Consider the following 24,786-nt stretch of genomic DNA (forward strand, 5'->3'; position numbering starts at 1 on the left):
CCTGACCACCCCCGACCGCCCCCCGACCGCCCTAAGACAATGGTGTTGCGGCCGCCCCACATCCTCCGAACCCCGCTCAGAGGCCGTACTTTCCGCTCCCGCTGTCCCTGATGTCCATGTCCCGAGTGAGGGCCTTGAACACGTCGTGGTCGATCTCCCCCGACCGGTACAGCGCCATCAGCGCGTCCCTGCGCGCCTGGTTGACCTGTTGGAGCCTGGCCCGGCGGCTCGAAACGTCCTCGCGCGCCCGGTCCAGCTTCGCGTCCCCGGCGTTCAGGAGCCCCTTCAGCTCGTCGATCCGCCGCGCGTACCGCTCCCGCATGGCGTCCGCGGCCTTACCGTCCATCTCGCCCTCGGTGAGCATCTCGTCGACCTTGCGCACCGCCGCGCAGTCCATCTCGTACTCGGCCCTCAAGTACTCCTGATGACGCGTCCCCTCGTCGGTCAGCCCCAGCCTGCGCAGCAGCCACGGCAGGGTCGTCCCCTGCCCGACCAGGGTTCCCATCACCACCACACCGGCGACGAAGACGAGAGCGCCCCTCTCGGTGAACGGATCCCCGTCCAAGGTCGCCGGTAGCGACAGCGCGATCGCCAAGGACACCGCACCGCGCATGCCGCTCCAGCCGATCGCCACGCGTTCCCGGAACGCGGACACGTCCAACCGCATCCCGGGAAGGAAGCGCTGCACCGGGAACACCAGCAGCATCAGCAGTATACGGAGCGCTATGGCGGCCGCGGTCACCGCCAGCGCCACCAGCAACAGGTTCAGAAAGGCGAAGTGCTCCCGCACGGACTCCACCACCGCGTCCAACTGCAGGCCCAGAAGAACGAAAAGCATCGCCTCCAGCAGGCTCACCAGTGTGGACCAGATGGTCTGCCCGCTCGCCCGAACCCGTGGCGGCAGCAAACCCTCCCCGCGGGTGCCCAAATAGAAACCGGCCACCACGGCGGCCAGTACCCCCGAGAACCCCGCCATCTCCGCGGGGATGTAGGCCACGAACGGGGTGATCAGTGCTGTCATCAGCTGGAGTGAGGCGTCCCGCATCCGGGCGCGCACCCAGGCGATCGCGACGGCGACCACGGCACCGTAGAGCAGTCCGCCCACGACCACCTTGCCCAGCTCCAGGAAGGCGTCCCCGGGGGTGAGCGGGTGCAGCATGGCAGTGACCGCCAAGCTGAACAGGGTCAGGGCCACCCCGTCGTTGATGAGGGACTCACCCTCCAGGATGGTCAGCACCCGGCGCGGCGTCCCCGCGCGCTTGAGGATGGCAGAGGCGGCCACAGCGTCGGTCGGCGCGATCGCTGCGCCCAGGGCGATCGCCGCGGGCCAGCCCACGTCCGGCATGAGGAGGTACACGATGCCGGCCAGCCCGAACGCGGTCGCCAGGGTCATCCCCACCGACATCATGATGATGGGCCGCATCAGATCGCGCATGTCCTTGGGCGAGGAGAAGAACGCCGCGTTGTAGATCAGCGGTGGCAAGAACACCAGGAGGATGACCTCGGGGGTGACCGACAGCGAGTTCATCCAGGGCACGACGCCCAGGAGCATGCCCAGCATCATCAGGACCACCGCGCCGGGTATCCGGACCCGCCCGGCGACCGACTGCCCCACGATGACCGCGATCACCACGACCAGCGTGGCGATCACGTACTCCTCGACGGACACCCGAACCCCCGCGCTCCCGAAACCGTCCCCGCCCCAGCATGCCGGGGCGGGGACGGGCGGTGGGAGAGGACGCGCCGCCGGGGCAGCCGCCTCGGCGGCCCCGGTACGGGTTACCGAACCACCACGAAGTCGTCCGGGTCCCGGGGCGCCCGGTCCTTGGGTGCCTCGGCGGCGTAACCCACGGCCACGGCACCCATCGGGCGCCAATCCTCCGGCACGTCCAGCACCTCGCGGACCACGCCCGCGCAGAACATGGTCGAGGAGATCCAGGCCGAGCCCAGGCCCTCCATGGCCAGGCCCACCAACAGGCTCTGCACTCCGGCGCCCATCGCCACCAGGAACATGGAGCGCTCGGCGTCGGCGCGGCGCTCGTCCGGGTACGGGTGGGCTCCGTCGGCGGCCAGGAACGGTACCACCAGGTACGGGGCACCGCGCAGCACGTCGCCGCGCCGGGTCCGCTTGGCGATCTGCTCCTCGGTGAACCCGTCGCCGCGCAGGTCGGCCACCCAGGCCTGGAGCATGGCGTCGAGCAACCGCTTGCGGGTGTCCGCCGACTCCACCAGGACGAAGCGCCACGGTGTCGTGTGGTGCGGGGCGGGCGCCGTCACCGCGGTGGCCACAGCCCGCCGCACCAGCCCCGGGTCGACCGGACGGTCGGTGAAGGAGCGCACCGTCCTGCGGGCCGGGACCACGTCGCGTGACCCGTAGCGGAACAGGTCGGCGTCGGCGGGGCGCACCAGCTCCACTGCCCCGGGCCCGTCCTCCTCGGTGACCAGGTCGCCCAGGCCCGAGACCACGGCGACCGGGACACCGCCGGTCTTGCCCTTGACCAGCTCACCCGCGCCCGCGATCTCGTCGGCGACCGCGTTGACCGTGGCCTCCATGAGGTTGCCGTGGGTGTCGACGGTGCCGCGCAGGTCCTCCACCGCACGCAGTCCGGCCGCTCCGATGGCCACATCGGTCTGGCCCACCCGCCAGGGGCGGCCGAACGTGTCGGAGACGATCACTCCCACGCGTACGCCCAACCGCTCGCGCACGCCCGCGCGCAGTGCGCGCGCGGAGGTGTCGGAGTCCTCGGGCAGCAGGAGCACGGTGCCGGGTTCGACGTTGGAGGCGTCGACCCCGGCCGCCGCCATCACCAGGCCCTGCCTGGTCTGAACGATCCGGGTCCTGCCCATACGCGCGACCACGCGCTCGGTCTCCGCGTCGATGGCTTCCTCGCGGTCCGAACGCAGGGAGCGGCCCTCGGCCTTGCTGACGATCTTGGAGGTGACGACCAGGACGTCCCCGTCCCCCAGCGGTTCGCCCGACGCGGTCACGGCGTCGGCGATCAGGGCCGCGAGGTCGTCGCCCGAACCCACTTCCGGTATCCCGGCGAGCCCGCGCACCCGCACCCCGGCGCTCACCGGTCCTCGGCCTTGCGCTCGGACAGCTCCACCGCCAGGTCCAGGGTCGCCTGGGCGAGCGCCTCGGTGGTGTCGTCGTCGCTCATGTACAGGGGCCGGGAACGCACCTCGATCCCGTCCGCCTTGGTGTCGGCGTCGGCCTCGTCGACCAGCCAGCCGTCCAGCAGGTCCGAGCCGAGGTGTTCGGCGACCGCTCCGGCGCTGGTCTCCACCCCGATCGCCCTGAGGCAGGCGTCGGCCATCCCGCGCACGGGGGCACCGCCGATGATCGGTGAGACACCCACCACGGTTTTGCCGACCATGGCCTCCCGGATGCCCTCGATGTTGAGGATGGAGCCCACGCTCACCACCGGGTTGGACGGCGGGATGATGACTGCGTCGGCGTTCTGGATGGCGCGGATCACCCCGGGGGCGGGCTTGGCCTTGTCGGCGCCGATGCTGAGGATCTGCTCGGCGGGCAGCGCGGCGCGGTGTTTGATCCACCACTCCTGGAAGTGGATGGCCCGTCGGCCGTCCTCGTCGTTGACGATCACGTGCGTCTCGACCTGGTCGTCGGTCATGGGCTTGAGCCGCACACCCGGCTGCCAGCGGTCGCACAGTGCCTTGGTGATCTCGGAGAGGGGGTAGCCCGCGGCGATCATCTGTGCCCGCACGATGTGCGTGGCGGTGTCGCGGTCACCCAGTCCGAACCAGGTGGGCTGCATCCCGTAGGCCGCGAGCTCCTCCTTGACCGTGAAGCTCTCGTCGGTCCTGCCCCAGCCCTGTTCCTCGTTGATCCCACCGCCGAGGGTGTACATCACGGTGTCCAGGTCGGGGCAGATCCGGAGGCCGAAGAGGGTGATGTCGTCACCGGTGTTGCCGATGACGGTGATCTGGTGGTCTGTGGCCTGGTCCGGGCCCGGGGTCGCGTCGGTTCCGAGGGCGGCCTTGAGGCCGCGGAGGAAACGTGCGCCGCCGATACCGCCGGCCGGTACGACTATCCGCATGCGCCCAAGTCTGGCAGGCTGGGGGCGTGTATGGGTCGTCTGCCCCGCCGTGGGTACGATCCAACGTGACCGCTGCCGATGCGAACGGTGTGCGAACCATCGGGCGGCGGTCGCCATCCCACCCCATCGGCGCCCGCGCCAGGTGCCCCCTTTTCCTCCCTGGGCGCGGCTGAGCCGATTCACCCGACAGCCCGACGATATGCCAAGCTTCCTCCGACGCGACGGCGAAGCAGCAGAGGGGAACCTCTCTTGAACAACGAAACACTAGAACGCCTGCGCCTGCCTGGGGCCTGGGTCCTGTTGGGGGCCGCGGGCGTCACCATGCTCTCCGGCCTCATCCAGGTCATCGTGGGCTCTAGCGGGCCATCTGTCGACTCGGAGTTCGAACGGTTCGCTCCGGACACCGGGGGGAGCTTCGCCAGCGCCATGACCGGGGCCGGGTCGTCCTTCTTCGGCTTCAACATCACTCTGCTGCTGATCGCCGCGGTAGCCCTCGTGCTCACCAGTGAGCGCGCGCGGCGCAGCGCGTTCCCGGTGATCCTGACCGCGATGATCATGGTGGGCGTCGGCCTGCTCTTCCTGCTGATCGCCGTGATCAGCGGCTTCATCGATGTCAATGACGGGGGTCTCGCCTTCGCGAGCTTCCTCGGCAGGGCCGCCCAGGGCGCGGTGCTCGGCATCTTCGGCTTCTACCTGATCAAGATCTTCAACGACCCCGCGGTCGTCCAGCGCGCGCAGCCGCAGCAGATGTACAACCCGCAGCAGTTCCCGCCCGCGACCGGTGCCCAACAGTCGTTTGCCCAGCCGGGCTACCCGGCGGCGGACCCGGCCCAGCAGGCCTACGGCACTGGTGCCCAGCAGGCCTACGGTTACGAGGGCCAGCAGGCCTACGGTCAGGACGCCTACGGCCAGCAGGCCGCGTACGGTCAGGATGCTTCGCAGCAGGCCTACGGCACTGGTGCCCAGCAGGCGTACGGTTACGAGGGCCAGCAGGCCTACGGCCAGCAGTACGGCCAGGACGCCGCGGGGCAGCAGGCGCAGGCCTACGGCACTGGTGCCCAGCAGGCGTACGGCTACGAGGGCCAGCAGGCCTACGGCCAGCAGTACGGCACCGGTGCCCAGCAGGGTTACGGCCAGCAGTACGGCCAAGCCTATGACCCGGCCCAGTACGCGCCGCAGACCTACGACGCCCAGCAGCCGGCCGCCGACCAGCAGGCGCAGGACGCCATTCAGCACGGTTGGTACCAGGACCAGGCCCAGCAGACGCAGGACACACCGGCAGAGCCCGGAGTTGAACCATTCTTTAACTCCGGTGAGAACACTGGTACTGAGGCGTCCGACCAGAGCGGTGGGGCGTACGGAAACCAGTACGGATACGGCTCTGACCAGCAAGGACAGGGTGGAGCCGATAATCAGCAGAACTGGTACGGCAGCGACGGCCAGCGCTGACCGCGCTCGGGGCTCCACGCTCTCCGCACCTCCGGAAGGTACGTGAATTGCGTGGTAATCCACAGAACGGACATCGCGGGCCTGCCGTTGGAGGTTCGTTACATGATATTCAGTGGATTACCACGCAGGGCGCTTGACTCACAGTGACGCGCACGCGTGTAATTCCAATGTGGGATTTCCGCCCGACCTGGGGGACGAAAAGGGTCGGGGACATCTATTGGGGGGCTACAGGAGGTGCGCATGAGCGAGGTCATCCCGCTGGCGCACGGCTCGGACGAAGATCTGGGCTGGCAGGAGCGTGCCCTGTGCGCGCAGACGGACCCGGAGGCGTTCTTCCCCGAGAAGGGCGGCTCGACACGGGAGGCCAAGAAGGTCTGCCAGTCGTGCGAGGTGCGTGCGGAGTGCCTGGAGTACGCGCTGGAGCACGATGAGCGCTTCGGTATCTGGGGGGGACTCTCCGAGCGCGAGCGCCGAAGGCTGAAGAAGGCCGCCGGGGGAGATTTCGATTTCCTGGCGGACATGCTCTAGGAGTAAGCGTTGCCGCGCGCCTGGGCTGCGAGCCCGGGCGCGCTTTTTTCATGTTCGGCACCCTTAGGGCCCTTGGGCTGGATTGGGCCGCTCCTGTCCCCTCCGCCGAATACTCCGATATGGTCGGCCGGGGTCACCCCGCCCCGAATAGGTCCGGAATGACTCTGGGTGGCGTATCGTGATGTCCCGCGTTCGCGCCCGCGACCGCCCGGCGCACGCACGCGCCCACCGGCCGCACCGGTCGGCCCAGACGCCGGACCCGCACACGGGCCCGCCCCTTCTCTTGGAGAGAACCCACCACAGCCGTGCTTGACCTGGATTCCGCCCGCCACGTCGTCACCGCGGTCATCGTGTCCCACGACGGCGCACGATGGCTGCCGGAAACCCTGTCCGCGCTCCGCGGCCAGTCCCGGCCCGTCCAAAGGGTCGTGGCCGCGGACACCGGCAGCTCCGACGGCAGCCCCGACGTCCTCGACGAACACCTTCCGAGCGATGCCGTCATCGGTCTTCCCGCACGGACCGGCTACGGCGACGCGGTGAAGGCCGCCCTCGACCTGCCCCGCTCCACCACCGAGGTGCGGGGCTTCGACGAGGACGCCACGGAGTGGATCTGGCTCATCCACGACGACCTCACCCCGGAGAAGGACACCCTCGAACAGCTGCTGGCCGCCGCCGACAAGGACCCGCGAACCGCCGTCCTCGGCCCCAAGCTCCGCGACTGGTTCGACCGCCGACTGCTCGTCGAGGCCGGCGTCACCATCGACGGTGCCGGCCGGCGCGAGACCGGCCTGGAACAGCGGGAGTTCGACCACGGACAGCACGACGGCACCCGTCAGGTCCTCGCCGTATCCAGCGCGGGCATGCTGGTCCGCCGCGACGTGTGGGAGCGCCTCGGAGGCTTCGACCCGGCGCTTCCGCTCTTCCGGGACGACATCGACTTCTGCTGGCGCGTGGGCGGGGCCGGGCTGCGGGTGCGCCTGGTCACCGAGGCGATCGCCTACCACGCGGAGGCTTCGGCCCGCCGCCGCCGGAAGATCACCGCCACGCGCAACCACCCCCGCAGGGTGGACCGCAGGCACGCGGTGTTCGTGCTGCTGGCCAACCTGCCCTTCGGTGGAATGGTGTTCGCGCTGCTCCGCAACTCGGTGGGCTCGCTGCTGCGCGTGATCATGTATCTGCTGATCAAACAGCCGGCCAACGCGTTGGACGAGGGCGCGGCGATCACCCTGGTCTACGGTCGGCCGTTCCGCTTGGCCCGGGCCAGGTTCCGGCGCCGCCGAGACCGCCGCCGCAAGTACAGCGCCATCCGTCCGTTCCTGGCCAGGGGCGTGGCCATGCGGCAGTTCGCCGACGCGGTCACCGGAATCCTCACCGGCGAACGGGTGGGCGACAACGCCGGACGCCACCAAGCCGTCACCGTTCCTCCGGGTGAGGAGGACGACGGTCCCGACGACGACTCCTCCTCGTTCCTCCGCCGGGTCGTCCTCCAGCCGGGCGTCCTGTTGGTGCTCGGCCTGACCGTGGTCACGATCATCGCCGAACGCTCCCTGTTCTTCGGGGGCCTGCTCGCCGGCGGCGCCCTGCCCCCGGTCGCGGGCAACGCGATGGACCTGTGGAACCTCTACCTGTCCGGGCACCCCGACAGCGGTCTCGGTTCGGAGGGCCCGGCCCCGCCCTACGTGGGACTGCTCGCGCTACTGTCCACACTCACGTTGGGCAAGCCGTGGATCGCGGTGATGGTCATCCTGCTGGGCTGTGTCCCGCTGGCCGGCCTCACCTCCTACCTGCTCGCCCGCGATGTGCTGCGCTACCGTCCGGCACGCCTGTGGATGGCCGGGGCCTACGCCCTGCTGCCCATGGCCACCGGTGCCGTCGCGCAGGGACGGCTGGGGACCGCCCTGGTCCACGCCCTGCTCCCGATCCTCGGCCTGCTGCTGGTCAGGTTGGTCGCCATGCCGCCCAGGCCCTCGCGTCGTGCCGCGTGGGGGCTTGGCCTGGCCCTGACCGTGGCCACCGCCTTCGTTCCCCTCGTCTGGCTGCTGTGCCTGGTCACCGGACTCCTGGTCGCGTTCGCCTTCGGTCACCTGGGCCGTCGCATCTACGTCAGCATCGCGATCAGCCTGGCCGTCCCGATCGTCCTGCTCATGCCGTGGTCACTCGAGCTGCTCCTGCACCCGAGCCTGTGGCTGCTGGAGGCCGGACTGCACAGCCCCGAGCTGTCCGACCCCGGAGCGACCCCCGCTGAGCTGCTCATGCTCTCCCCCGGGGGGCCGGGTACCCCGCCGGCCTGGGTGACCGCCGGGTTCATCGCCGCGGCCCTGTGCTCCCTGCTCCTGCTCCGCAACCGGATGCTGGTCGCGGCGGGGTGGTCCCTGGCCCTGTTCGGGATGCTCGTCGCCATCCTCACGAGCAGGCTCGTCGTCGAGCCGTACTTCGGCGGCCCGCCCGCCCAGGTCTGGCCAGGGGTGGCGCTGGCCTTCGCCGCCACGGCAGTGCTGCTGACGGCGTCCACAGCGGCCCGAGCCTTCGGCAACATGATCCGTATCGGGGGGCTGAAGCGGTACTTCGCCCTAGGGGTGGCCACCCTCGCTCTGCTCACCCCGGTCTCGGCGGCCTCCCTGTGGATGTGGGAGGGCGTCGACGGCCCGGTCACCGCGAACGCCACACCCGCCGTCCCTGGGGCCCTGGAGAGCGTCAGCGCGGACGGCACCGAGCCTCGGACACTCATCGTCACCCCCGCCGAGGACGGCAGCGTCGACTACGTAGTGGTGCGCGGCCGCGAACCCCGCCTGGGCGAAGAGCGCATCGTCCCCGAGCGCGAGAGCCGCGATGCCGTGGACCGGGCCGTCGCCGAACTCGTAGGGGGACAGGGAGGCGACCAGCTCGTCGCGCTGCTCGACTACGGCATCCAGTACGTGCTCTACCCGCGCCCGGACTTGGGTGCCCCCTCCGACGCCACCATGGTCGACACCCTCGACGGCACCCCCGGCCTGGGACGGCAGTCGCTGTCGGCCCACTACGGGCTCTGGCGCGTCGTCGAATCCACCGGAGCCCTGCGCGTGGTCCCCGAGAACGGCCTGGAGGGCGAGGCGCTCCAGGTGGAGGGATCCGCCGACGCCCTCCAGGCCGAGGTCGAGGAGGGCCATACCGGGCGCCGACTCGCGCTGGCCGAGCCCGCCGACGGCGGCTGGCGAGCCACCCTCGACGGCGCCGAGCTGCCCCCGGTGGGCACGGAGAACGGGACCCAGGCCTGGGACCTGTCGGTGGAAGGCGGTGAGCTGAGGGTCTGGCACACGGACATCGTGCACACCGCTTGGGTGGCCACTCAGGGCCTCATGCTGTTGGTGGTCGCGGTGCTCGCAGCCCCGGGCGTACGTACGGAGGAGGAGCGCAGGCTCATCGCCGACACCCCGGTGCCGAGGCCCCAGCGCCCGCGCAGCGGACCGCTGGCCGCATCCGGGGACGAGGACGCATCGGACGGCGTGGCGCTCGATGACGGCGAGGAGGGCCCGGAGGGCGAACCGGAACCGACCACGACGGGATCCATCCCCGTCGTGCGCCGCCGGTCGGGCCGCGGCACCAGGCGGTCCGGGGCCCGGAGGGCCGGTGGCCGGCGCCGTGCGGGCTCGGCCAGGGAACCCCGGGACGAGGGCAACGGCACCGACGACAACGAGCGGGAGGAGTAGGTCGTGCGACTCATCGTGGAGAACCGTTTCGCACTGTTCGGGCTGGTCGCACTGGCCCTGCTCGCCCTGTTCGGGGTCGCGTTCGCGATCCGGCCGATCAGCCCCGAGCTCGGGGTGTCCGAGCCCGGCACCGTCCGTCCGGAGCTCACCTCAAGGGTCTGCCCGGCCCCGCACGAGTCGTCCGACGACGGTGCCGAGAGTTCCGTGGCCGCTTTCGCGCCCCGCGTCAGCCGCGACGACGAGGGCGCGCTGTGGGCGGTCCCGGCGGCTGAGGCGCCGGAGGACGACGACAACGACGACAACGGCGAGGAGGACGACGACAACGGCGAGGACGACGACGGCGGCGACGACAACGGCGAGGACGACGACGGCGGCGACGACGACAACGACGGCGAGGAGGACGGCGGGAACGGCTCAGAGGCGGCGAGCCCGGCCCCGAGCCCCGGAACCGCGGGAGAACCGGGTGAGCGCGGAGAACTCCTCGGCGAGGAGCTGACCGAGCCGGGCCGGGTCTGGCGGACCGACACGGGCGACGCCGAGCTGCCCACTGCACTGCACGCCGAGGGCGTCCTGGCGACCGGCCTGGACGCCGCACAGACCACAGTCTCCTCCGACGGCATCACTGAGGTCCGCTGCGCTGAGCCGTCGATCGGAACGTGGTTCGCCCTGCCCGGGGCCAACGACCCTGACGGTGTCGACATCGACACCCTCACCGTGCACCTGACCAACCCGGAGGACTTCCGGGCGACGGCCAGTGTCGACATCTACACCGCGGAGGGGCCCTCCTACTCGCCGGAGAGCAGGGGAGTCCACCTGGCCGCCGGGGAATCGACCGAGCTCGACGTCACCGAACTCATCCAGAACACCAGCTCGATCGGTGTCCACGTGCGCACCAGCACGGGCCGGGTGTCCGCCGCACTGCTCGCCGAGCACCCCGGGGGATCCGGCGACTGGGTCACGCCCACCAGCGGACCGGACGAGGAACACGTCATCCCGGGTGTGCCCGAGGGTGATGGCACCCGTCGTCTGATCGTGGCCGCCCCGGGTGACGACCCCGTCGAGGTGCGCGTCCACGTGGTCACCACCGAGGGGGAGGTGTCCGAGGACGAGGATGACGGCAACGGCGACGACCGCGGCGACGGGGCGGGCACCGCTGAGGACCCGATGGTTCTGCAGGTCCCGCCCGCCGCTTCCGCCTGGCTGACCCTGGAGAGCGTTCTGGGCGGGCTGCCCGGGACCGTCGTCGTCGAGGCGGACGCGCCCGTGGTCGCCGGGGTGATCGCGGAGGACGGCGACGAAGCGGCCTACACGGCCGCCGTGGACCCGATGGAAGGGCCGCTGGACACCACCGCCGTCATCCCGGACATGCCGGAGGACGTCGACGTGGAGGTGGTCCTGGGCGCTCTGGACGGTGACGCCAATGTCGTGGCCACCCCCATCGCGGCCGACGGCAGCATGGGCGACGCCGTGCGCACGGAGGTGGCTTCGGGGACCACCCACGTGTTCGGAACCGACACCGACGGGTGGGGGGCGCCCTCCGGGGTGGATCCCGAGGACGGCTACGCGGTACGCCTGGAACTGCTGGACGGTTCCGGGCCGGTGTACGTCGCCCGCGTGCTGCGCTCGGACGACGGGATGAGCGTCATGCCGGTCCGCCCCGCGCCGGTGCAGGTCGAACTGCCGGTCGTGCGTGACAGCATGACCGGTGTGGTGCCCTGAGGCCTCGGGCGTCCCGGCACCGGAGCGTGTGCGGCCCGGGGGTCACCCCTCCGGGTCGACCGACTCCGGTTCCACTCCGAGGAGGTTGGCGACCTCTTCGACCACGGTCTCGTGGACGAGGAGGGCCATCTCCTCGGGGTCCTTCGTCCGGATCTCCACCGGCCGCCGGTAGAGGATGATCCGCGCCCGGCCCGCGGGATCGGTCTCCAAACGGGAGAAGGGGATCGTCTCGGACAGGTCTCCGTGAGGCGGGACCGGGGGAACGTCCTCCACGAGGAAGTCGACGTTCGCCAGCTCACGCGCCCACAGCCGTTCGAGGCGTTCGACGGCGTCCAGGACAAGGTCGTCGAAGGCCTGCGCTCGGCTTCGGTAAACGGGCAGGTCAGAGGGCACGAGAGGACCGCGGATGCCTCGGCCGCGGCGGTCCCGGCGCCGCACTCGGTCTGGTTGGCCACTGGAAAGGCGCACTCGTCGCACACTTTGAGACTAAGCCATGACGGGGCCCGCGCGTAGTCCTGGCGGCCCTGGAAACGCGGGACGCCCGGTCCAACCGGTCCGGAGCCGGGAGGGCCTGCCCGGGTCAAGAACGCGTGCCCAAAACCGTGCAGGTCATGGGACGATGCTGGCGTGTCCCTCGGTAAAGGCATACAGTCAAACGCTGTGAGCCATGTTCGACGCTGTTCCCGCACCGCGTGCAGGCAGCCCGCCGTATTCACGCTCACGTACGTCTACGCCGACTCCACGGCCGTTCTCGGTCCGCTCGCCGCTTACGTGGAACCGCACTGCTACGACCTGTGCGCCATGCATGCGGAGAGACTGACCGCGCCGCGTGGTTGGGAGGTCGTCAGGCTTCCGGTTGAGACGTCGGGCGGTGGGCCCGGCAGTGATGACCTGGAAGCGCTCGCCGACGCCGTACGTGAGGCGGCAAGGCCGCCAGCGCGCCAAGAGCCGTCCCCTGGGGAACCCGTGGGCGAGGGGCAGGAGACCATGCGCCGCGGCCACCTCCGGGTGGTCAAGTCCGACCGGGACAACCAGCGTCCGCCCCGTTACCCCAACGGCTGATCCGATCGGCTCCAGCCGGTCCCTGCGGCCGCCCCGGGCAGTGCCCGTCGGGAACCCCGCACACCGCTTGCTAGTTTTGTACGGCGCGCGGGAGACCGGGCGCTGGACCGAATTCACGGCAGAACCGACCTGGCCGGAGCAGACGTGGCTGACCTCGGAAGCATCTTCAAGGCATACGACGTGCGAGGCGTGATTCCGGATACCTTCAACGCCGACATCGCACGGGCGATCGGCGCGGCCTTCGCCCGCGTCGTCGGCGGCCCCGCCGTCGTGGTCGCGCACGACATGCGTCCTTCCTCACCCGAACTCGCCCGGGCCTTCGGCGACGGCGTCACCGGCCAGGGCGTGGACGTGGTCTTCTCCGGGCTCGGCTCGACCGACCTCCTCTACTACGGCTCGGGCTCCCTCGACCTGCCCGGCGCGATGTTCACCGCCAGCCACAACCCCGCCGAGTACAACGGCATCAAGATGTGCCGGGCCGGGGCCGCGCCGATCAGCGCCGAGACCGGCCTGGACGAGATCCGCGCCCTGGCCGAGCAGGGTGTTCCGGACTTCGACGGGCCCAAGGGCGCGGTCTCGGAGAAGGACCTGCTGCCCGGTTACGCGGACTACCTGCGCGGCCTCGTCGACCTCTCCGAGGTGCGCCCCCTGAAGGTCGCGGTGGACGCGGGCAACGGCATGGGCGGCCACACCGTCCCCGCCGTCCTGGAACAGGGCCTGCCGCTGGACGTCGTCCCCCTCTACTTCGAACTCGACGGCACCTTCCCCAACCACCCGGCCAACCCCTTGGACCCGGACAACCTGGTCGACCTCCAGGCCAGGGTGCGCGAGACCGGCGCCGACATCGGCCTCGCCTTCGACGGCGACGCCGACCGCTGCTTCGTCATCGACGAAAAGGGCGACCCCGTCTCGCCCTCCGCCGTCACCGCCCTGGTCGCCTCGGAGGAGCTCAAGCGCGAACCCGGCGCCGCGGTCATCCACAACCTCATCACGTCCGCCGCGGTTCCGGAGATCGTCGCGGAACGGGGCGGGAACCCCGTCCGCACGCGGGTCGGCCACTCCTACATCAAGGCGACGATGGCTGAGACCGGCGCGATCTTCGGTGGAGAGCACTCCGCCCACTACTACTTCCGGGACTTCTGGAAGGCCGACACGGGTATGCTCGCGGCCATGCACGTCCTCCGGGTCCTGGGCAAGGACGACCGTCCGCTGTCGGAGATCACGGAGGAGTACTCCCGGTACGCGGCCTCGGGCGAGGTCAACTCCAAGGTCGCCGACGCCTCCGGGCGCATGGCTGCGGTGCGCGGGGCGTTTGAGGCCAGGGACGGGGCCACCGTCGACGAACTCGACGGACTGAGCGTCTCCCTGCCCGACGGGGCGTGGTTCAACCTGCGGGCCTCCAACACCGAACCGCTGCTGCGGCTCAACGTGGAGGCCGCCGACGACGCCGCCGTCGCACGCCTGTGCGACGAAGTCCTGGACATCGTCCGAAGCTAGACGCGGTCCCGCTCCCGACCGGGCCATCACACGAGGAACGAGAACCATGAGCACGAAGATCGATGGCTGGCTGCTGGAGATCCTGGCCTGCCCGCAGAGCCAAGCGCCGCTGCGCCACGACTCCGAGACCGACGAGCTGGTCTGCGACGAGAGCGGACTGGCCTACCCGATCCGGGACGGTATCCCGGTCCTGCTGGTCGACGAGGCACGCAAGATCGGTTGAGGAACCAAAAAGGTTCGAGGCGGGACGGAACGTTCTGCCGGTTCCGGTAGTCATAAGGGATACGCCGGGGTAAGGGGCGCCCTTTCGGGTGCCGTGGGCCGCACGCGGCATACCCGGCGACCCGTACCCGTACCCTGGTTGTGCGCGCCCCCGCTCATGACGACCTCCCTGGAGGACTTCGATGCCCGGTCCCGAATCGCTACTGCCGAGCGACCCCTCCGCGTTCGGCGACTACAGCGTGACTGGACGCCTCGGGAAGGGTGGCCAGGGGATCGTGTACCTCGCTGAGGACCAGGACGGCGAGGAGTACGCGGTCAAGGTCCTCAACGACCAGTGGTCCGAGGACGCCGACCTGCGCAAGCGGTTCGAGAAGGAGGTCCGCGCCGCCCAGAAGGTCGCCTCTTTCTGCACCGCCGCGATCATCGACGCACAGCTCGACGGGGACCCGCCCTACGTGGTCAGCGAGTTCGTGCCGGGCAAGGACCTCCAGGAGACCGTCGCCAAGGGCAGCGTGGTGCGGGGGTCCTCGCTCCAGCGGCTGGCCGTCTCCACCGCGACGGCGCTCGTGGCCATCCACAAGGCGGGGATCGTCCACCGCGACTTCAAGCCCGGCAACGTGTTGCTCGGCCCGGACGGGCCGCGCGTGATCGACTTCGGTATCGCCCGCGTCGACGACGGCACCGCCACCATGACGAACTCGATCGTCGGCACGCCCTCCTACATGGCGCCCGAGCAGATCGAGGGGCGCGGGATCACCGACAAGTGCGACATCTTCGCGTGGGGCTGTGTGATGGCCTTCGCCTCCACCGGCCGCGCGCCCTTCGGTTCCGACACTGTTCCGGCCGTGGTGCACCGCGTGGTCAGCGCACCGCCGGACTTGGAGGGCATCGACGACACGCTGCACCCGATCATCCAGTCGTGCCTGGACAAAGACGCTGCCAAGCGGCCCAACGCCCAGACACTGCTTATGCGGCTGCTGGGCCACGACGGACCGGACGACTCCTCCGACACCGCGGACGCGCTGAAGCAGGGCGAGCAGGTCGCCCAGACCGGTCTGCTCAACGGCAACCAGCTCCCGCCGGTACAGCCGCAGGCCCCACAGCACCCGCCCACCGGCGCCCAACCCGGGATGGGCTACCCGCCGGGGGTCTCGGATCCGCGCCTGGGCCAGGGCCCCGGGATCTCGAACCCGAACCCCTACGGCGCCCCGGGGACCTCTCACCCGAACCCGATGGGCTACCCCGGCGCCGCCAACCCCATGGTCAACCCCGGTGTCTCCAACCCGCGGCCGGGCCAGATGGGGCACCCGATGAGCTCCGACCCGCGGCACGGCGGTTTCGGGGCGCAGCCGGGCACGTCGAACCCGCGGCCGGGAATGCCGGGATACCCGCAGCACGGCATGCACCAGGGCGGCAACCCGATGATGACCGGCGGGATGAAGCCCAACCAGACCTTCGCCCCCGGCTCGCGGTACCCGCAGCCGGACAACCAGGACTCCGTCCTCCAACAGGGCTGGGTGATCCCCGCGGTACTGATCACCATTATCATCCTGCTGCTGCTCCTGCTGATCCTGTGGATCGGCGGCTGAGCGGCCCGTAACGGGTGCGGGCGCGGGGCGTCAGACCCGGGTGAGCTCGTTCATGGAACGCGACACCGCCTCGTCGACCAGGTCGCGTACCTGCGGCCAGCGGTCGTCCACGCAGTCCGTAGGCATCACCGTGACGCTGTCGGTCCTGGGCATCTCCAACGCGTCCCGAACCCCATCCGGGGTGGCCAGGCACGCGTCCGCGGTCACCGCCAGCACCCCCGAGGGCGGGCTTCCCACGTCCTGCACCACCACGTACAAGCACAGCGAGGCCTCGCCCACGACCAGCTCCAGGCAGGTCCACCAGTGGGCGGCACCCGGCGTCAACAGTGCAGGTTCCGCAGGCCGCGGTCTCGGCGGACCCGCGACCGGGCCGCTGTCGTCACCCGAGGAGACGGTGGCACTCGCCTCGGGGTCCAGAGCACGCAGGATGAGAGCGACCGGGTCGCGCCGGGAGCGCACGTACTCCAGGACCCGGCGGCGCGTCACCGCCGCCAGCGGCGGGACCGGCACACTCGGTCCGGGCCCCGATTCCGCGCTCCAGCCGAGTTCGCCGCGCAGGGCACCCGTGACCAGGCGCGCGAGGTGTGAGACCAGTGTGGCTAGCTGGTCAGCGGGATCCTGCTTGCTACACGGCTCGGGGGGCGGCATGCGCCGGTCGAGCAGCAGCGGTGGGAAGTCGGCGCGCTGCAGGACCCGCGAGGCCAGTACCCACGGCAGCGCCCGGGGTGGATCCGACTCGTTCGGCTCGTCCTCGTCAGGCTCCGCCATCAGGCGCGCGCACTCGGCGTAGGTGTGCGCGGCGCGCACCACCGGATGGGCGGGGATCGCGGCGGCTCGGGCGAGGACACCGGCGTGTTCCAAGGACAGGGGTGCGACAGCCGGGCGCAGGGGGTAGTCCTCAGGCAGCTCAGCGGACGCCCCCGCGAGTTCGGCGATGTGCTGAGCGGTCAGCGGTTCGGACACGGAAGGGTCGGCGAGCAGCAGTTCGGTGAGCTCGGCGCCACCGCCCCATTCCCGGACGCGTTCGTGCGTCAGCGCGCGCCGCGCGGCTCCGTGCACGTCCAAGGGCTGGCCTTGGCGCTGCTTGGCCCAGACCGCCCGCAGGCGGTCGACGTCCCTGAGGTCTTCGCGCACGCGCCCGGGAAAAGACTCCCAGACCGCGCCGCCGAGTTGGCTGTCCACGGTGTCTCCGTAGCCCGTGGGCTGTTTGCCAAAACATGCCGAACGGTTGGTCTGGGTGTCCGGTGACGGCCGCTGCCCTGGGTCAACCAGAGTGCTTCGTGGGCGTCCCGGTGGTCGTGTTGCCCGGGCGGCGCGCGTGGAGTAGGCGCATCGCCTTCTCCTTCTCGAAGTCCAAGGCCCGGGTGGGTGCCGCGGCCAGTCGGCCCAGGCGCTCACCGTGCGCACGGACGCGCGCCAGCACGTCCGGTTCGGCCAGCACCCTGAGGGCGAAGGCCAGGGCTGCGGGAGGGATGTCGAACTCGCGCTCCAGCTCGAGTCCGCCCTCTATGGTGCGCACGTCCTCCTCGGTGAAGCGGCGGTGCCGGTGGCCGCGGCCCGTGGGCAGTTCCTGTGTGCGGGGGAGCAGACCGAGGCCCTCGCGGTAGCGCAGCATGCGCGCGGTGCTGCCGACGCGCTCAGCGGCCGCGGAGATGGGGACCGGGAACGGGTCGGGTGCGGTCGGCGTTGGGTCGTCGTCGCGGGCGGCCATGCAGGCGACTCTAAGGCATCTTCGAGGCCGATTCGCGTAAATCTGACACCCCAGTGTGAGCTTTGTGCTCGATCGGCGGCCGCGGGCCTAGAGTGGTCTCGCAACCACGACCAGACGATTGAGGAACGCATGGCTTTCGACTTCAAGGTCGCCGATCTCTCCCTCGCTGAGTTCGGCCGTGACGAGATCCGTCTCGCCGAGCACGAGATGCCCGGCCTCATGGCCACTCGGGCCGAGTACGGGGAGAGCAAGCCCCTCGCGGGCGCCCGCATCATGGGCTCGCTGCACATGACCGTACAGACAGCCGTCCTCATCGAGACCCTCGTCGCCCTGGGCGCCGAGGTGCGCTGGGTGAGCTGCAACATCTTCTCCACCCAGGACCACGCCGCGGCCGCCGCCGTGGTCGGCCCCGACGGCACCGTGGACGACCCCAAGGGCGTCCCGGTCTTCGCCTGGAAGGGCGAGACGCTGGAGGAGTACTGGTGGTGCACGGAGCAGGCGCTGACCTGGCCCGGCGCCGAGGGTCCCAACATGATCCTCGACGACGGCGGCGACGCCACCATGCTCGTCCACAAGGGCGCCGACTTCGAGAAGGCCGGTGCGGTCCCGAACCCCTCCACCGCTGACAGCGAGGAGTTCGAGGTCGTCCTGACCCTGCTCCAGGAGAGCCTGAAGAAGGACTCCGGCAAGTGGACCAAGATCGCCCAGGGCATCAAGGGCGTCACAGAGGAGACCACCACCGGTGTGCTCCGCCTGTACGAGATGCAGCGTGACGGCAGCCTGTCCTTCCCGGCGATCAACGTCAACGACTCGGTCACCAAGAGCAAGTTCGACAACAAGTACGGCATCCGCCACTCGCTGCCGGACGGCATCATGCGCGCCACCGACGTCCTCATCGGCGGCAAGGTCGCCGTGATCTGCGGCTACGGCGACGTCGGCAAGGGTTCGGCGGACTCGCTGCGCGGCCAGGGCGCCCGTGTGATCGTCACCGAGATCGACCCGATCAACGCCCTCCAGGCGGCCATGGACGGCTACGAGGTCGCCACCCTCGAGGACACGCTGGACACGGCCGACATCTTCATCACCACCACCGGCAACTTCAACGTGATCATGGCCGACCAGATCGCGCGCATGAAGCACCAGGCGATCGTCGGCAACGTCGGCCACTTCGACAACGAGATCGACATGGCCGGCCTGGCGAAGATCCCCGGCATCAAGAAGAAGGAGATCAAGCCGCAGGTCCACGAGTGGACCTTCGAGAACGGCAAGTCCGTTCTGGTGCTCTCCGAGGGCCGCCTGCTCAACCTGGGCAACGCCACCGGCCACCCGAGCTTCGTGATGTCCAACAGCTTCACCAACCAGGTCATCGCGCAGATCGAGCTGTTCACCAAGCAGGAGGAGTACCCCACCGAGGTGTACACGCTGCCGAAGCTCCTGGACGAGAAGGTCGCGCGTCTGCACCTGGACGCGCTCGGCGTCAAGCTGACCGAGCTCACCAAGGAGCAGGCCGCCTACATCGGTGTCGACGTGGCGGGCCCGTACAAGCCCGACCACTACCGCTACTAACCACCACCGCTATCAAGGGCGAGTCCTTCCACAGATGACACTCCCCTCACACGAGGTGGCGGACCTCGGCCTGGCGCAGGCCGGGGTCCGCCGCCTCGCATGGGCCGAGCGCGCCATGCCCGTCCTGCGCAGCGTCCGCGAGCGCTTCGCCACCGAACGGCCGCTGGACGGGCTGCGGGTGGCCGCATGCCTGCACGTGACCGCCGAGACCGCGAACCTGATCCGCGCCCTGCGCGCGGGCGGGGCCGAGGTGTGGCTCGCCGCGTCCAACCCGCTGTCCACACAGGACGACACCGCCGCCGCGCTGGTCACCGAGTACGGGGTGGCGGTACACGCCTGGGCCGGTATGGACACTGCCTCCTACGACCGCAACCTGATCACGGTCCTGGAAGCCCGTCCGCAGCTGCTGCTCGATGACGGGTGCGACCTGGTCAACACGGTGCACGGCGACCGCCCCGAACTCCTGCGCGACCTCCTAGGCGGCTGCGAGCAGACCACCACCGGGGTCATCCGGCTGCGCAGGATGAGCGCGGAGGGGGAGCTGCGGCTGCCGATGGTCGCGGTCAACGACACCCGTACCAAGCGGATGTTCGACAACCGCTACGGCACCGGGCAGTCCACCGTGGACGGTGTCCTGCGCGCCACGAACACCCTCCTCGCCGGGCGGACGGTCGTGGTGGCCGGGTTCGGCTACTGCGGGCGCGGCCTGGCGGAACGGTTCCGTGGCATGGGCTCGAACGTGGTTGTCACCGAGGTGGACCCGGTCAAGGCGCTGGACGCCGTGATGCAGGGGTACACGGTCGCGACCATGGACACCGCCGCGCCGGTCGGGGACGTCTTCGTCACCGCCACCGGCAACCGCGACGTGATCCGACGAGAACACCTGGCCGAGATGCGGGACGGCGCGATCCTCGCCAACTCGGGCCACTTCGACCTCGAAATCGACCTGAACGCACTGGACACACTGGCGGTGGAGGTCAAACACGGCGTGCGCGAGCACGCGGACGAGTACGTGTTCGCCGACGGGCGCCGCCTCCTCCTGCTGTCCGAGGGGCGCCTGGTCAACCTGGGCGCCGCCGAGGGCCATCCCGCGGCCGTCATGGACATGTCGTTCGCCGTGCAGGCGCTCACCGCGGAATGGCTGGCCAAGGCGCACACGGAACTCGAACCGGGGGTGGTCGACGTGCCCGAGGAGACCGACAACGAGGTGGCCCGGCTCGAACTCGCCTCCATGGGTGTGGGGATCGACGTACTCACCGCGGACCAGAAGGTCTACCTGAACTCCTGGCACGCCTGAGCGGGTCCGCTCAGTGCGGCGCTCCCGGGTACTGGCCGGGAGCGCCCTGTCTCGGGTACTGGCCGGGGTACGGGGCCTGGTGCCCACCGGGGGCGGGGTAGGGGTTCTGGGGCGGGTACGGCGCCTGTTGACCCGGGCTCTGCCCCTGACCCTGACTTTGGCCCTGGCCCTGTCCCATCGCTTCCAGGCTGCGGCGCCGTCGCTCGGCGAGCACGGCGGCCAGGAAGAACGGCGGTGTGGTCCCCGGCGGCGGGGGCGGGCTGACCTGGGCGGCGACCGAGTCGGCCAGCTGGATGCCCATCTCGTGCCGGGTGTGCTCGGCGAGCTCGCCGTAGCGCAGCACGTACTGACGGGCCGCGTTCGCGGTCTCCGGGCTCAGCCGGGACAGCTCGCTTCCGGCGGCCCAGGCGGCCAGGTGCGGCGGCATCGGGATGACCGCGTCGCGGCGTCTGCCCGTGCGCTCCTCGACCACCATGGTCCCGGCCACGAAGTCGCCGACCCTGCGGCCGTCGCGGTTGATCATCGACGTGATGAGCGCGACGACCCCCGTTGTCATCCAGATCTCCACCACCGAAGAGAGTGCGCGGGCCAGTGCCTGGCGGAAGCGCTCCGGTGAGCCGTCGGTGCCGACCACGCGCAGCCCCAGGGCCATCTTGCCCAGGGAGCGTCCGCGCGAGATGGTCTCGAACGCGGTGGGATAGCCGACGATGATGAGGATGGAGAGGGCCAGCGAAATGGCCGCGGTCGCGGCGGGGTCGACCGTCACCCCGATCCAGGAGACGATGACCGCCATCGCGAGCAGCGTGATGACCTGCACGAGGACGTCGATGGCGAGTGACGCGGCACGTGTGGCGAACCCGGCAGGCCGCAGTTCGAGGATCACCGCGTCGCCCGTGACCAGCGGCGTTGCGCCGTACACGTCGCCGCGGATCTCGCCGCTGCCGGGACTGGACACCAGTACACGCTCCCTTGCCGGGTGTCTGAAACCGTCTCCTTGACACTACCCGCCAGTCAGGTGGGCGTGTTCGCACCGGACGCGGTTCCCAGCGCCCGATCCAGTAGTGTCCGATACGTGGATATCGACGTGTTCGCCGCGGCGCACGCCCGGGAGTGGGAACGGCTGGACGAACTGGTGCGCAGGCGCCGTTCGCTCACAGGTGAGGAGGTCGACGAGCTCGTCGACCTGTACCAGCGGGTCTCCACCCATCTGTCGGTGGTGCGTTCCTCGGCACAGGACCCGGCGCTGGCCGCACGGCTGTCCACCCAGGTGGCCCGGGCGCGGTCCGCGGTCACCGGCACGCACTCCTCCGGGTGGGGCGATGTGATCGCTTTCTTCACCAAGGTGTTTCCCGCCGTGCTGTACCGCCTGCGCTGGTGGTGGATCGGTGTCAGCGCGGGCACTCTCGCGGTGTCCACCGTGACGGGTGTGTGGATCGCCACCAACCCCGACGTCCTGGCGGCCCTGGGTACCCCCGAGTCCATCGCGCGTTACGTGGAGCACGACTTCGCCAACTACTACGTGGAGAACCCGGCGGGCTCCTTCGCGGCGCAGGTGTGGACCAACAACGCCTGGGTGTCGGCCCAGGCCATCATCTTCGGTGTGGCCTTCGGTGTGCCGACACTCTTCGTGCTGCTGGTCAACGCGCTCAACCTCGGTTCCGCCGCGGGCATGATGTTCGCGCTCGACCGGGGCGACGTGTTCTTCGCGCTGATCCTCCCGCACGGCCTGCTGGAGCTCACCGCCGTGTTCGTGGCAGGGGGCGTGGGGCTGAAGATCGGTTGGTCGCTGATCTCCCCGGGCGACCGGACCCGACTGCGCGCCCTCGGCGAGGAGGCCCGGGCGGCCATCGCCGTAGTCCTGGGCCTCGTGGTGGTGCTGTTCATCTCGGGCCTCATCGAGGGCCTGGTCACCGGCTGGGTCACCAACACCTGGGTCGCCATCGGTATCGGCGTGGTTGCCCAGGTGCTGTTTCTCGCCTACGTGTTCATCGTGGGCAAGAAGGCCCACGAGGAGGGCGAGACCGGCGACATCGAGGACGCCCCCGCCGCCGTCCCGGTGGCCTGATCCACCTGCAAGCCTTACAGGGTGGGTTTTCCCGTGTCAGGATCGGCGACATGAACGAGAGCACCCCCCGTTGGTTCAAGAGCAGTCACAGCGGATTCGCCAATGACTGCTTGGAGGCCGCGTTCACCGAACCGGTGTGGCGCAAGAGCAGCCACAGCGGTTTCGCTTCCGGCTGCGTCGAGGTGGCCGTCACGGGCTCCCTCACTGTCCTGGTTCGGGATACACAGAACCGGGCGTCCCCGGTGCTGGCTTTAGAGGCGGATGAGTGGTCCGGTCTCATGTCCCTGATCTCGGGTCGGTAGGCGTGATCAGCTTTCGGTGAGCGGTCGGTTCGCCTTCTCCAGCCACTCGCGAGCCATCGCGGTGAGCGGGTGGTCCTCACCCAGGATCTCCTCGCGGAGTTCCACGACCTGCCCGAACCGCTCGACCGCCGTCCGGTAGTCCTCGCGGGCGAACGCTGCCCTGGCCAGGTTGAAGTCGGACTCCACCGTGTGCGGGTGCAGCTGTCCGAGGGTACGGACCCGTGCCTTCCTGACCTGGTGGAACCCGTGCTCCGCGGAGTCGGGATCGCCTCGGAGTAGCTGGATGAAGGAGAGGTTTTCCAGGGTGTACAAGGCAGTCCGGTTATCCTCCAAGGACAGGTCCGCGTATACCTGCCAGACGGCTCGGAACCCCTCCTCGGAGGCGTCCAGGTCACCTCGCAGCCCGGCCATCAGGGCGACCTGGTGTCGGCTGCTCAGCGTCTCCGGGTGGCGGGGACCCAGCACCGATTCGCGTTCGTCGGCTGCCGCGCGGTAGAGCTCCTCTGCCTCTTCGATCCTGTCCATGGCACGCAGCGCGTCCGCCAGTGCGTGTTGTGCCCGTAGGCACTCGGGGTGGTTGCCGCCCAGATCGACACGGCTCCGCTCGACGATGTCCCGCAGCTTGCGCTCCGCCGTTTCCGCGTGGCCGAGCAAAATCATGACGCGCCCGGCAAGCGTGTCCGCCCGGGTGGGGTCCGGATGCCCGGGGCCGTGGAGCCGCAGCAGGACGCCGCGCAGCGCAGTGTGGCCGACCAGCTCCAATGAGGGATCATAGTCGGCGTTCCACAGCAGCAGCCGCTCCACCGTTTCCAGCAGAGGGAGGGATTCCGGGCCCAAGCTTGCGCGCACGGTCTCGGACACCAGCGGGTGCAGACGCAGCGAAGTCTCGCCCGATCGCTGCCCGACGGTGACCAGACCGTGGACGACCAGCGCGTTGACCGCCCGTGCCAGGTCCGCCTCACCAAAGGGGTCCAGCGCTCCGCCCGCCAACTCGGACAGCGGAAGCCTGCGCAGGGGGACGGTGGCAGCGTTGGGCCCCAGTACGGCCAGGATCCGAAGAAGCGGGGCGGCGTTCGGTTCCCGCTCAGCCGCCATCCGCAGCGACAGCTCCCAGACGCCGGAGAGCAGGCGGCGTTCGCTGTCCGCGCCGTTGACCAAGGGCCCGGCCAGTTCGTCGAGTTCGGCAACGCCCTCGCGAAGGCGGTTGAGGAGGGAGTTCGCGTCGGGAAAGAGGACCCGGTGGGTGGCGAGGATGCGTCCGGCCAGGGAGAGCGCCAGGGGAACCCCGCCGAGGCGTTCGACCAGCGCCTCGGCTCCGGAGAGCTCAGAATCCCCCGCGTGGTCGGCCAACGCCCTTGCAGCGTCCTCACCTTCCAGAACCTTTACCTGGTGGACCTTCGCCGGAGCCCACAGCGCCGGATCGTCCACCCGGCTGGTGACCAGCACGAACCCTCCAGGGCTGGCGCGCATCCAGCCGCGCTGCTCTCCGGGCCGGTTCTCGGGGTCCAACTCCTCCGGGCGGTCGGCGTTGTCGATTACCAGTAGCCACGGTCTCGGGGACTGGTCCAGTTGGCGCCAGACCCAGCGGGCGGCTTGGCGGGGAGCCGTCTTGAACTGCTCGGCCTCCTGCCGGGAGCCGCCCAGCTCCACGGCCACCTCGAGCATGCTCGGCAGGATCGCGTCCGGGCTCACCCAGAAGACCGTCCATCCTTCGGAACGGGCGTGCTCGGCCAGCGCAGCCGCCACCGTGGTCTTGCCGAACCCTCCCGGGCCGGTCAGGACGTGCGGGACCGGAGCCCCGCGCTCCATCGCCGCCCGCAAGCCCGCCAGCAGCTCCGTACGGCCGCGCACGGCGGTCGCGGGCCGCGGAGGGTCCAGGGACACGTCGGCGACCGGAGCGGGCGCCTGAGGAGCGTTCACGGTCACGCCGCCGTGGATGTCGCGCGCCTGGATCAGTTGCCCGTAGACATCGCCGCGCGCACTGGTTCCCTTGGGAGGTGGGGCTTCGGGGGGTGGCGTCATGGCCCCCATA

At 70.2% G+C, this 24,786-nt stretch carries 20 protein-coding genes; 12 read left to right on the forward strand and 8 right to left on the reverse strand.

From position 1 onward, the window contains the following. Positions 1 to 76: 76 nt before the first annotated feature. The 3 genes from ACYVD1_RS21180 to cofD form a co-directional block, all read right to left on the reverse strand. On the reverse strand, positions 77 to 1,669 hold the full coding sequence (locus ACYVD1_RS21180; protein WP_460775611.1) for a Na+/H+ antiporter: 1,593 nt from the start codon (positions 1,667 to 1,669) through the stop codon (positions 77 to 79). A 110-nt stretch (positions 1,670 to 1,779) separates the two neighbouring features. Next, a complete protein-coding gene (locus tag ACYVD1_RS21185; RefSeq protein ID WP_460775614.1) occupies positions 1,780 to 3,075 on the reverse strand; it encodes a coenzyme F420-0:L-glutamate ligase in 1,296 nt (431 codons plus the stop codon). Further along, positions 3,072 to 4,061, reverse strand: coding sequence for a 2-phospho-L-lactate transferase (cofD, locus tag ACYVD1_RS21190; RefSeq protein WP_460775617.1), 990 nt, complete (start codon positions 4,059 to 4,061; stop codon positions 3,072 to 3,074). Before cofD ends, ACYVD1_RS21185 begins: the two co-directional genes overlap by 4 nt. Before the next feature lie 249 nt (positions 4,062 to 4,310). On the opposite strand from cofD, the gene ACYVD1_RS21195 reads away from it, so the two are divergent. From ACYVD1_RS21195 to ACYVD1_RS21210, 4 genes are all read left to right on the forward strand, one after another. Continuing rightward, positions 4,311 to 5,510, forward strand: coding sequence for an energy-coupling factor transporter transmembrane component T family protein (locus ACYVD1_RS21195; protein ID WP_460775619.1), 1,200 nt, complete (start codon positions 4,311 to 4,313; stop codon positions 5,508 to 5,510). Between the two features lie 240 nt (positions 5,511 to 5,750). Further along, entirely contained in the window at positions 5,751 to 6,038 is a 288-nt protein-coding gene (locus ACYVD1_RS21200; RefSeq protein ID WP_014908913.1) for a WhiB family transcriptional regulator, read from the forward strand. Positions 6,039 to 6,343: 305 nt separating this feature from the next. Next, positions 6,344 to 9,724 carry a glycosyltransferase family 2 protein gene (locus ACYVD1_RS21205; RefSeq protein WP_460775621.1) on the forward strand — a complete coding sequence of 1,127 codons (3,381 nt, stop codon included), beginning with the start codon at positions 6,344 to 6,346 and terminating at the stop codon, positions 9,722 to 9,724. Between the two features lie 3 nt (positions 9,725 to 9,727). After that, on the forward strand, positions 9,728 to 11,443 hold the full coding sequence (locus ACYVD1_RS21210) for a DUF5719 family protein (protein ID WP_460775623.1): 1,716 nt from the start codon (positions 9,728 to 9,730) through the stop codon (positions 11,441 to 11,443). 42 nt (positions 11,444 to 11,485) lie between these two features. Here ACYVD1_RS21210 and ACYVD1_RS21215 read toward each other — a convergent pair whose 3' ends face one another. Beyond that, positions 11,486 to 11,881: a metallopeptidase family protein gene (locus ACYVD1_RS21215; protein ID WP_460752663.1), complete on the reverse strand. Its 396-nt coding sequence runs from the start codon at positions 11,879 to 11,881 to the stop codon at positions 11,486 to 11,488. A gap of 222 nt (positions 11,882 to 12,103) precedes the next feature. Here ACYVD1_RS21215 and ACYVD1_RS21220 point away from each other — a divergent pair, with 222 nt between their 5' ends. The 4 genes from ACYVD1_RS21220 (at position 12,104) to ACYVD1_RS21235 (ending at position 15,813) form a co-directional block, all read left to right on the forward strand. Continuing rightward, a complete protein-coding gene (locus ACYVD1_RS21220; protein WP_460752666.1) occupies positions 12,104 to 12,505 on the forward strand; it encodes a DUF3499 domain-containing protein in 402 nt (133 codons plus the stop codon). A 144-nt stretch (positions 12,506 to 12,649) separates the two neighbouring features. Then, positions 12,650 to 14,002, forward strand: a complete 1,353-nt coding sequence (locus ACYVD1_RS21225; RefSeq protein ID WP_460775625.1) for a phosphomannomutase/phosphoglucomutase — start codon at positions 12,650 to 12,652, stop codon at positions 14,000 to 14,002. A gap of 46 nt (positions 14,003 to 14,048) precedes the next feature. Next, positions 14,049 to 14,225 carry a Trm112 family protein gene (locus tag ACYVD1_RS21230; RefSeq protein ID WP_460752673.1) on the forward strand — a complete coding sequence of 59 codons (177 nt, stop codon included), beginning with the start codon at positions 14,049 to 14,051 and terminating at the stop codon, positions 14,223 to 14,225. A gap of 181 nt (positions 14,226 to 14,406) precedes the next feature. Next, on the forward strand, positions 14,407 to 15,813 hold the full coding sequence (locus ACYVD1_RS21235) for a serine/threonine-protein kinase (protein WP_460775627.1): 1,407 nt from the start codon (positions 14,407 to 14,409) through the stop codon (positions 15,811 to 15,813). A gap of 30 nt (positions 15,814 to 15,843) precedes the next feature. Here the strand turns inward: ACYVD1_RS21235 and ACYVD1_RS21240 are convergent, their stop codons facing one another. Beyond that, on the reverse strand, positions 15,844 to 16,995 hold the full coding sequence (locus tag ACYVD1_RS21240; protein WP_460775629.1) for a hypothetical protein: 1,152 nt from the start codon (positions 16,993 to 16,995) through the stop codon (positions 15,844 to 15,846). Between the two features lie 82 nt (positions 16,996 to 17,077). Further along, positions 17,078 to 17,524 (reverse strand): MerR family transcriptional regulator, encoded by a 447-nt coding sequence (locus ACYVD1_RS21245; RefSeq protein ID WP_460775632.1) that lies wholly within the window; start codon positions 17,522 to 17,524, stop codon positions 17,078 to 17,080. 129 nt (positions 17,525 to 17,653) lie between these two features. On the opposite strand from ACYVD1_RS21245, the gene ahcY (ACYVD1_RS21250) reads away from it, so the two are divergent. Further along, positions 17,654 to 19,090, forward strand: coding sequence for an adenosylhomocysteinase (gene ahcY, locus ACYVD1_RS21250; RefSeq protein ID WP_460775634.1), 1,437 nt, complete (start codon positions 17,654 to 17,656; stop codon positions 19,088 to 19,090). A 34-nt stretch (positions 19,091 to 19,124) separates the two neighbouring features. Next, positions 19,125 to 20,387, forward strand: coding sequence for an adenosylhomocysteinase (gene ahcY, locus ACYVD1_RS21255; protein ID WP_460775637.1), 1,263 nt, complete (start codon positions 19,125 to 19,127; stop codon positions 20,385 to 20,387). 10 nt (positions 20,388 to 20,397) lie between these two features. Here the strand turns inward: ahcY (ACYVD1_RS21255) and ACYVD1_RS21260 are convergent, their stop codons facing one another. Then, positions 20,398 to 21,342, reverse strand: coding sequence for an RDD family protein (locus tag ACYVD1_RS21260; RefSeq protein WP_460775639.1), 945 nt, complete (start codon positions 21,340 to 21,342; stop codon positions 20,398 to 20,400). Positions 21,343 to 21,459: 117 nt separating this feature from the next. Here ACYVD1_RS21260 and ACYVD1_RS21265 point away from each other — a divergent pair, with 117 nt between their 5' ends. Then, entirely contained in the window at positions 21,460 to 22,452 is a 993-nt protein-coding gene (locus ACYVD1_RS21265; RefSeq protein ID WP_460775641.1) for a stage II sporulation protein M, read from the forward strand. A gap of 50 nt (positions 22,453 to 22,502) precedes the next feature. Continuing rightward, positions 22,503 to 22,754, forward strand: a complete 252-nt coding sequence (locus tag ACYVD1_RS21270) for a DUF397 domain-containing protein (protein ID WP_460775643.1) — start codon at positions 22,503 to 22,505, stop codon at positions 22,752 to 22,754. Between the two features lie 6 nt (positions 22,755 to 22,760). On the opposite strand, the gene ACYVD1_RS21275 is transcribed toward ACYVD1_RS21270, so the two are convergent. Next, on the reverse strand, positions 22,761 to 24,785 hold the full coding sequence (locus tag ACYVD1_RS21275) for a tetratricopeptide repeat protein (protein WP_460775645.1): 2,025 nt from the start codon (positions 24,783 to 24,785) through the stop codon (positions 22,761 to 22,763). Between the last annotated feature and the right edge of the window lies 1 nt (position 24,786).

The sequence above is a fragment of the Nocardiopsis nanhaiensis genome, assembly GCF_054778635.1.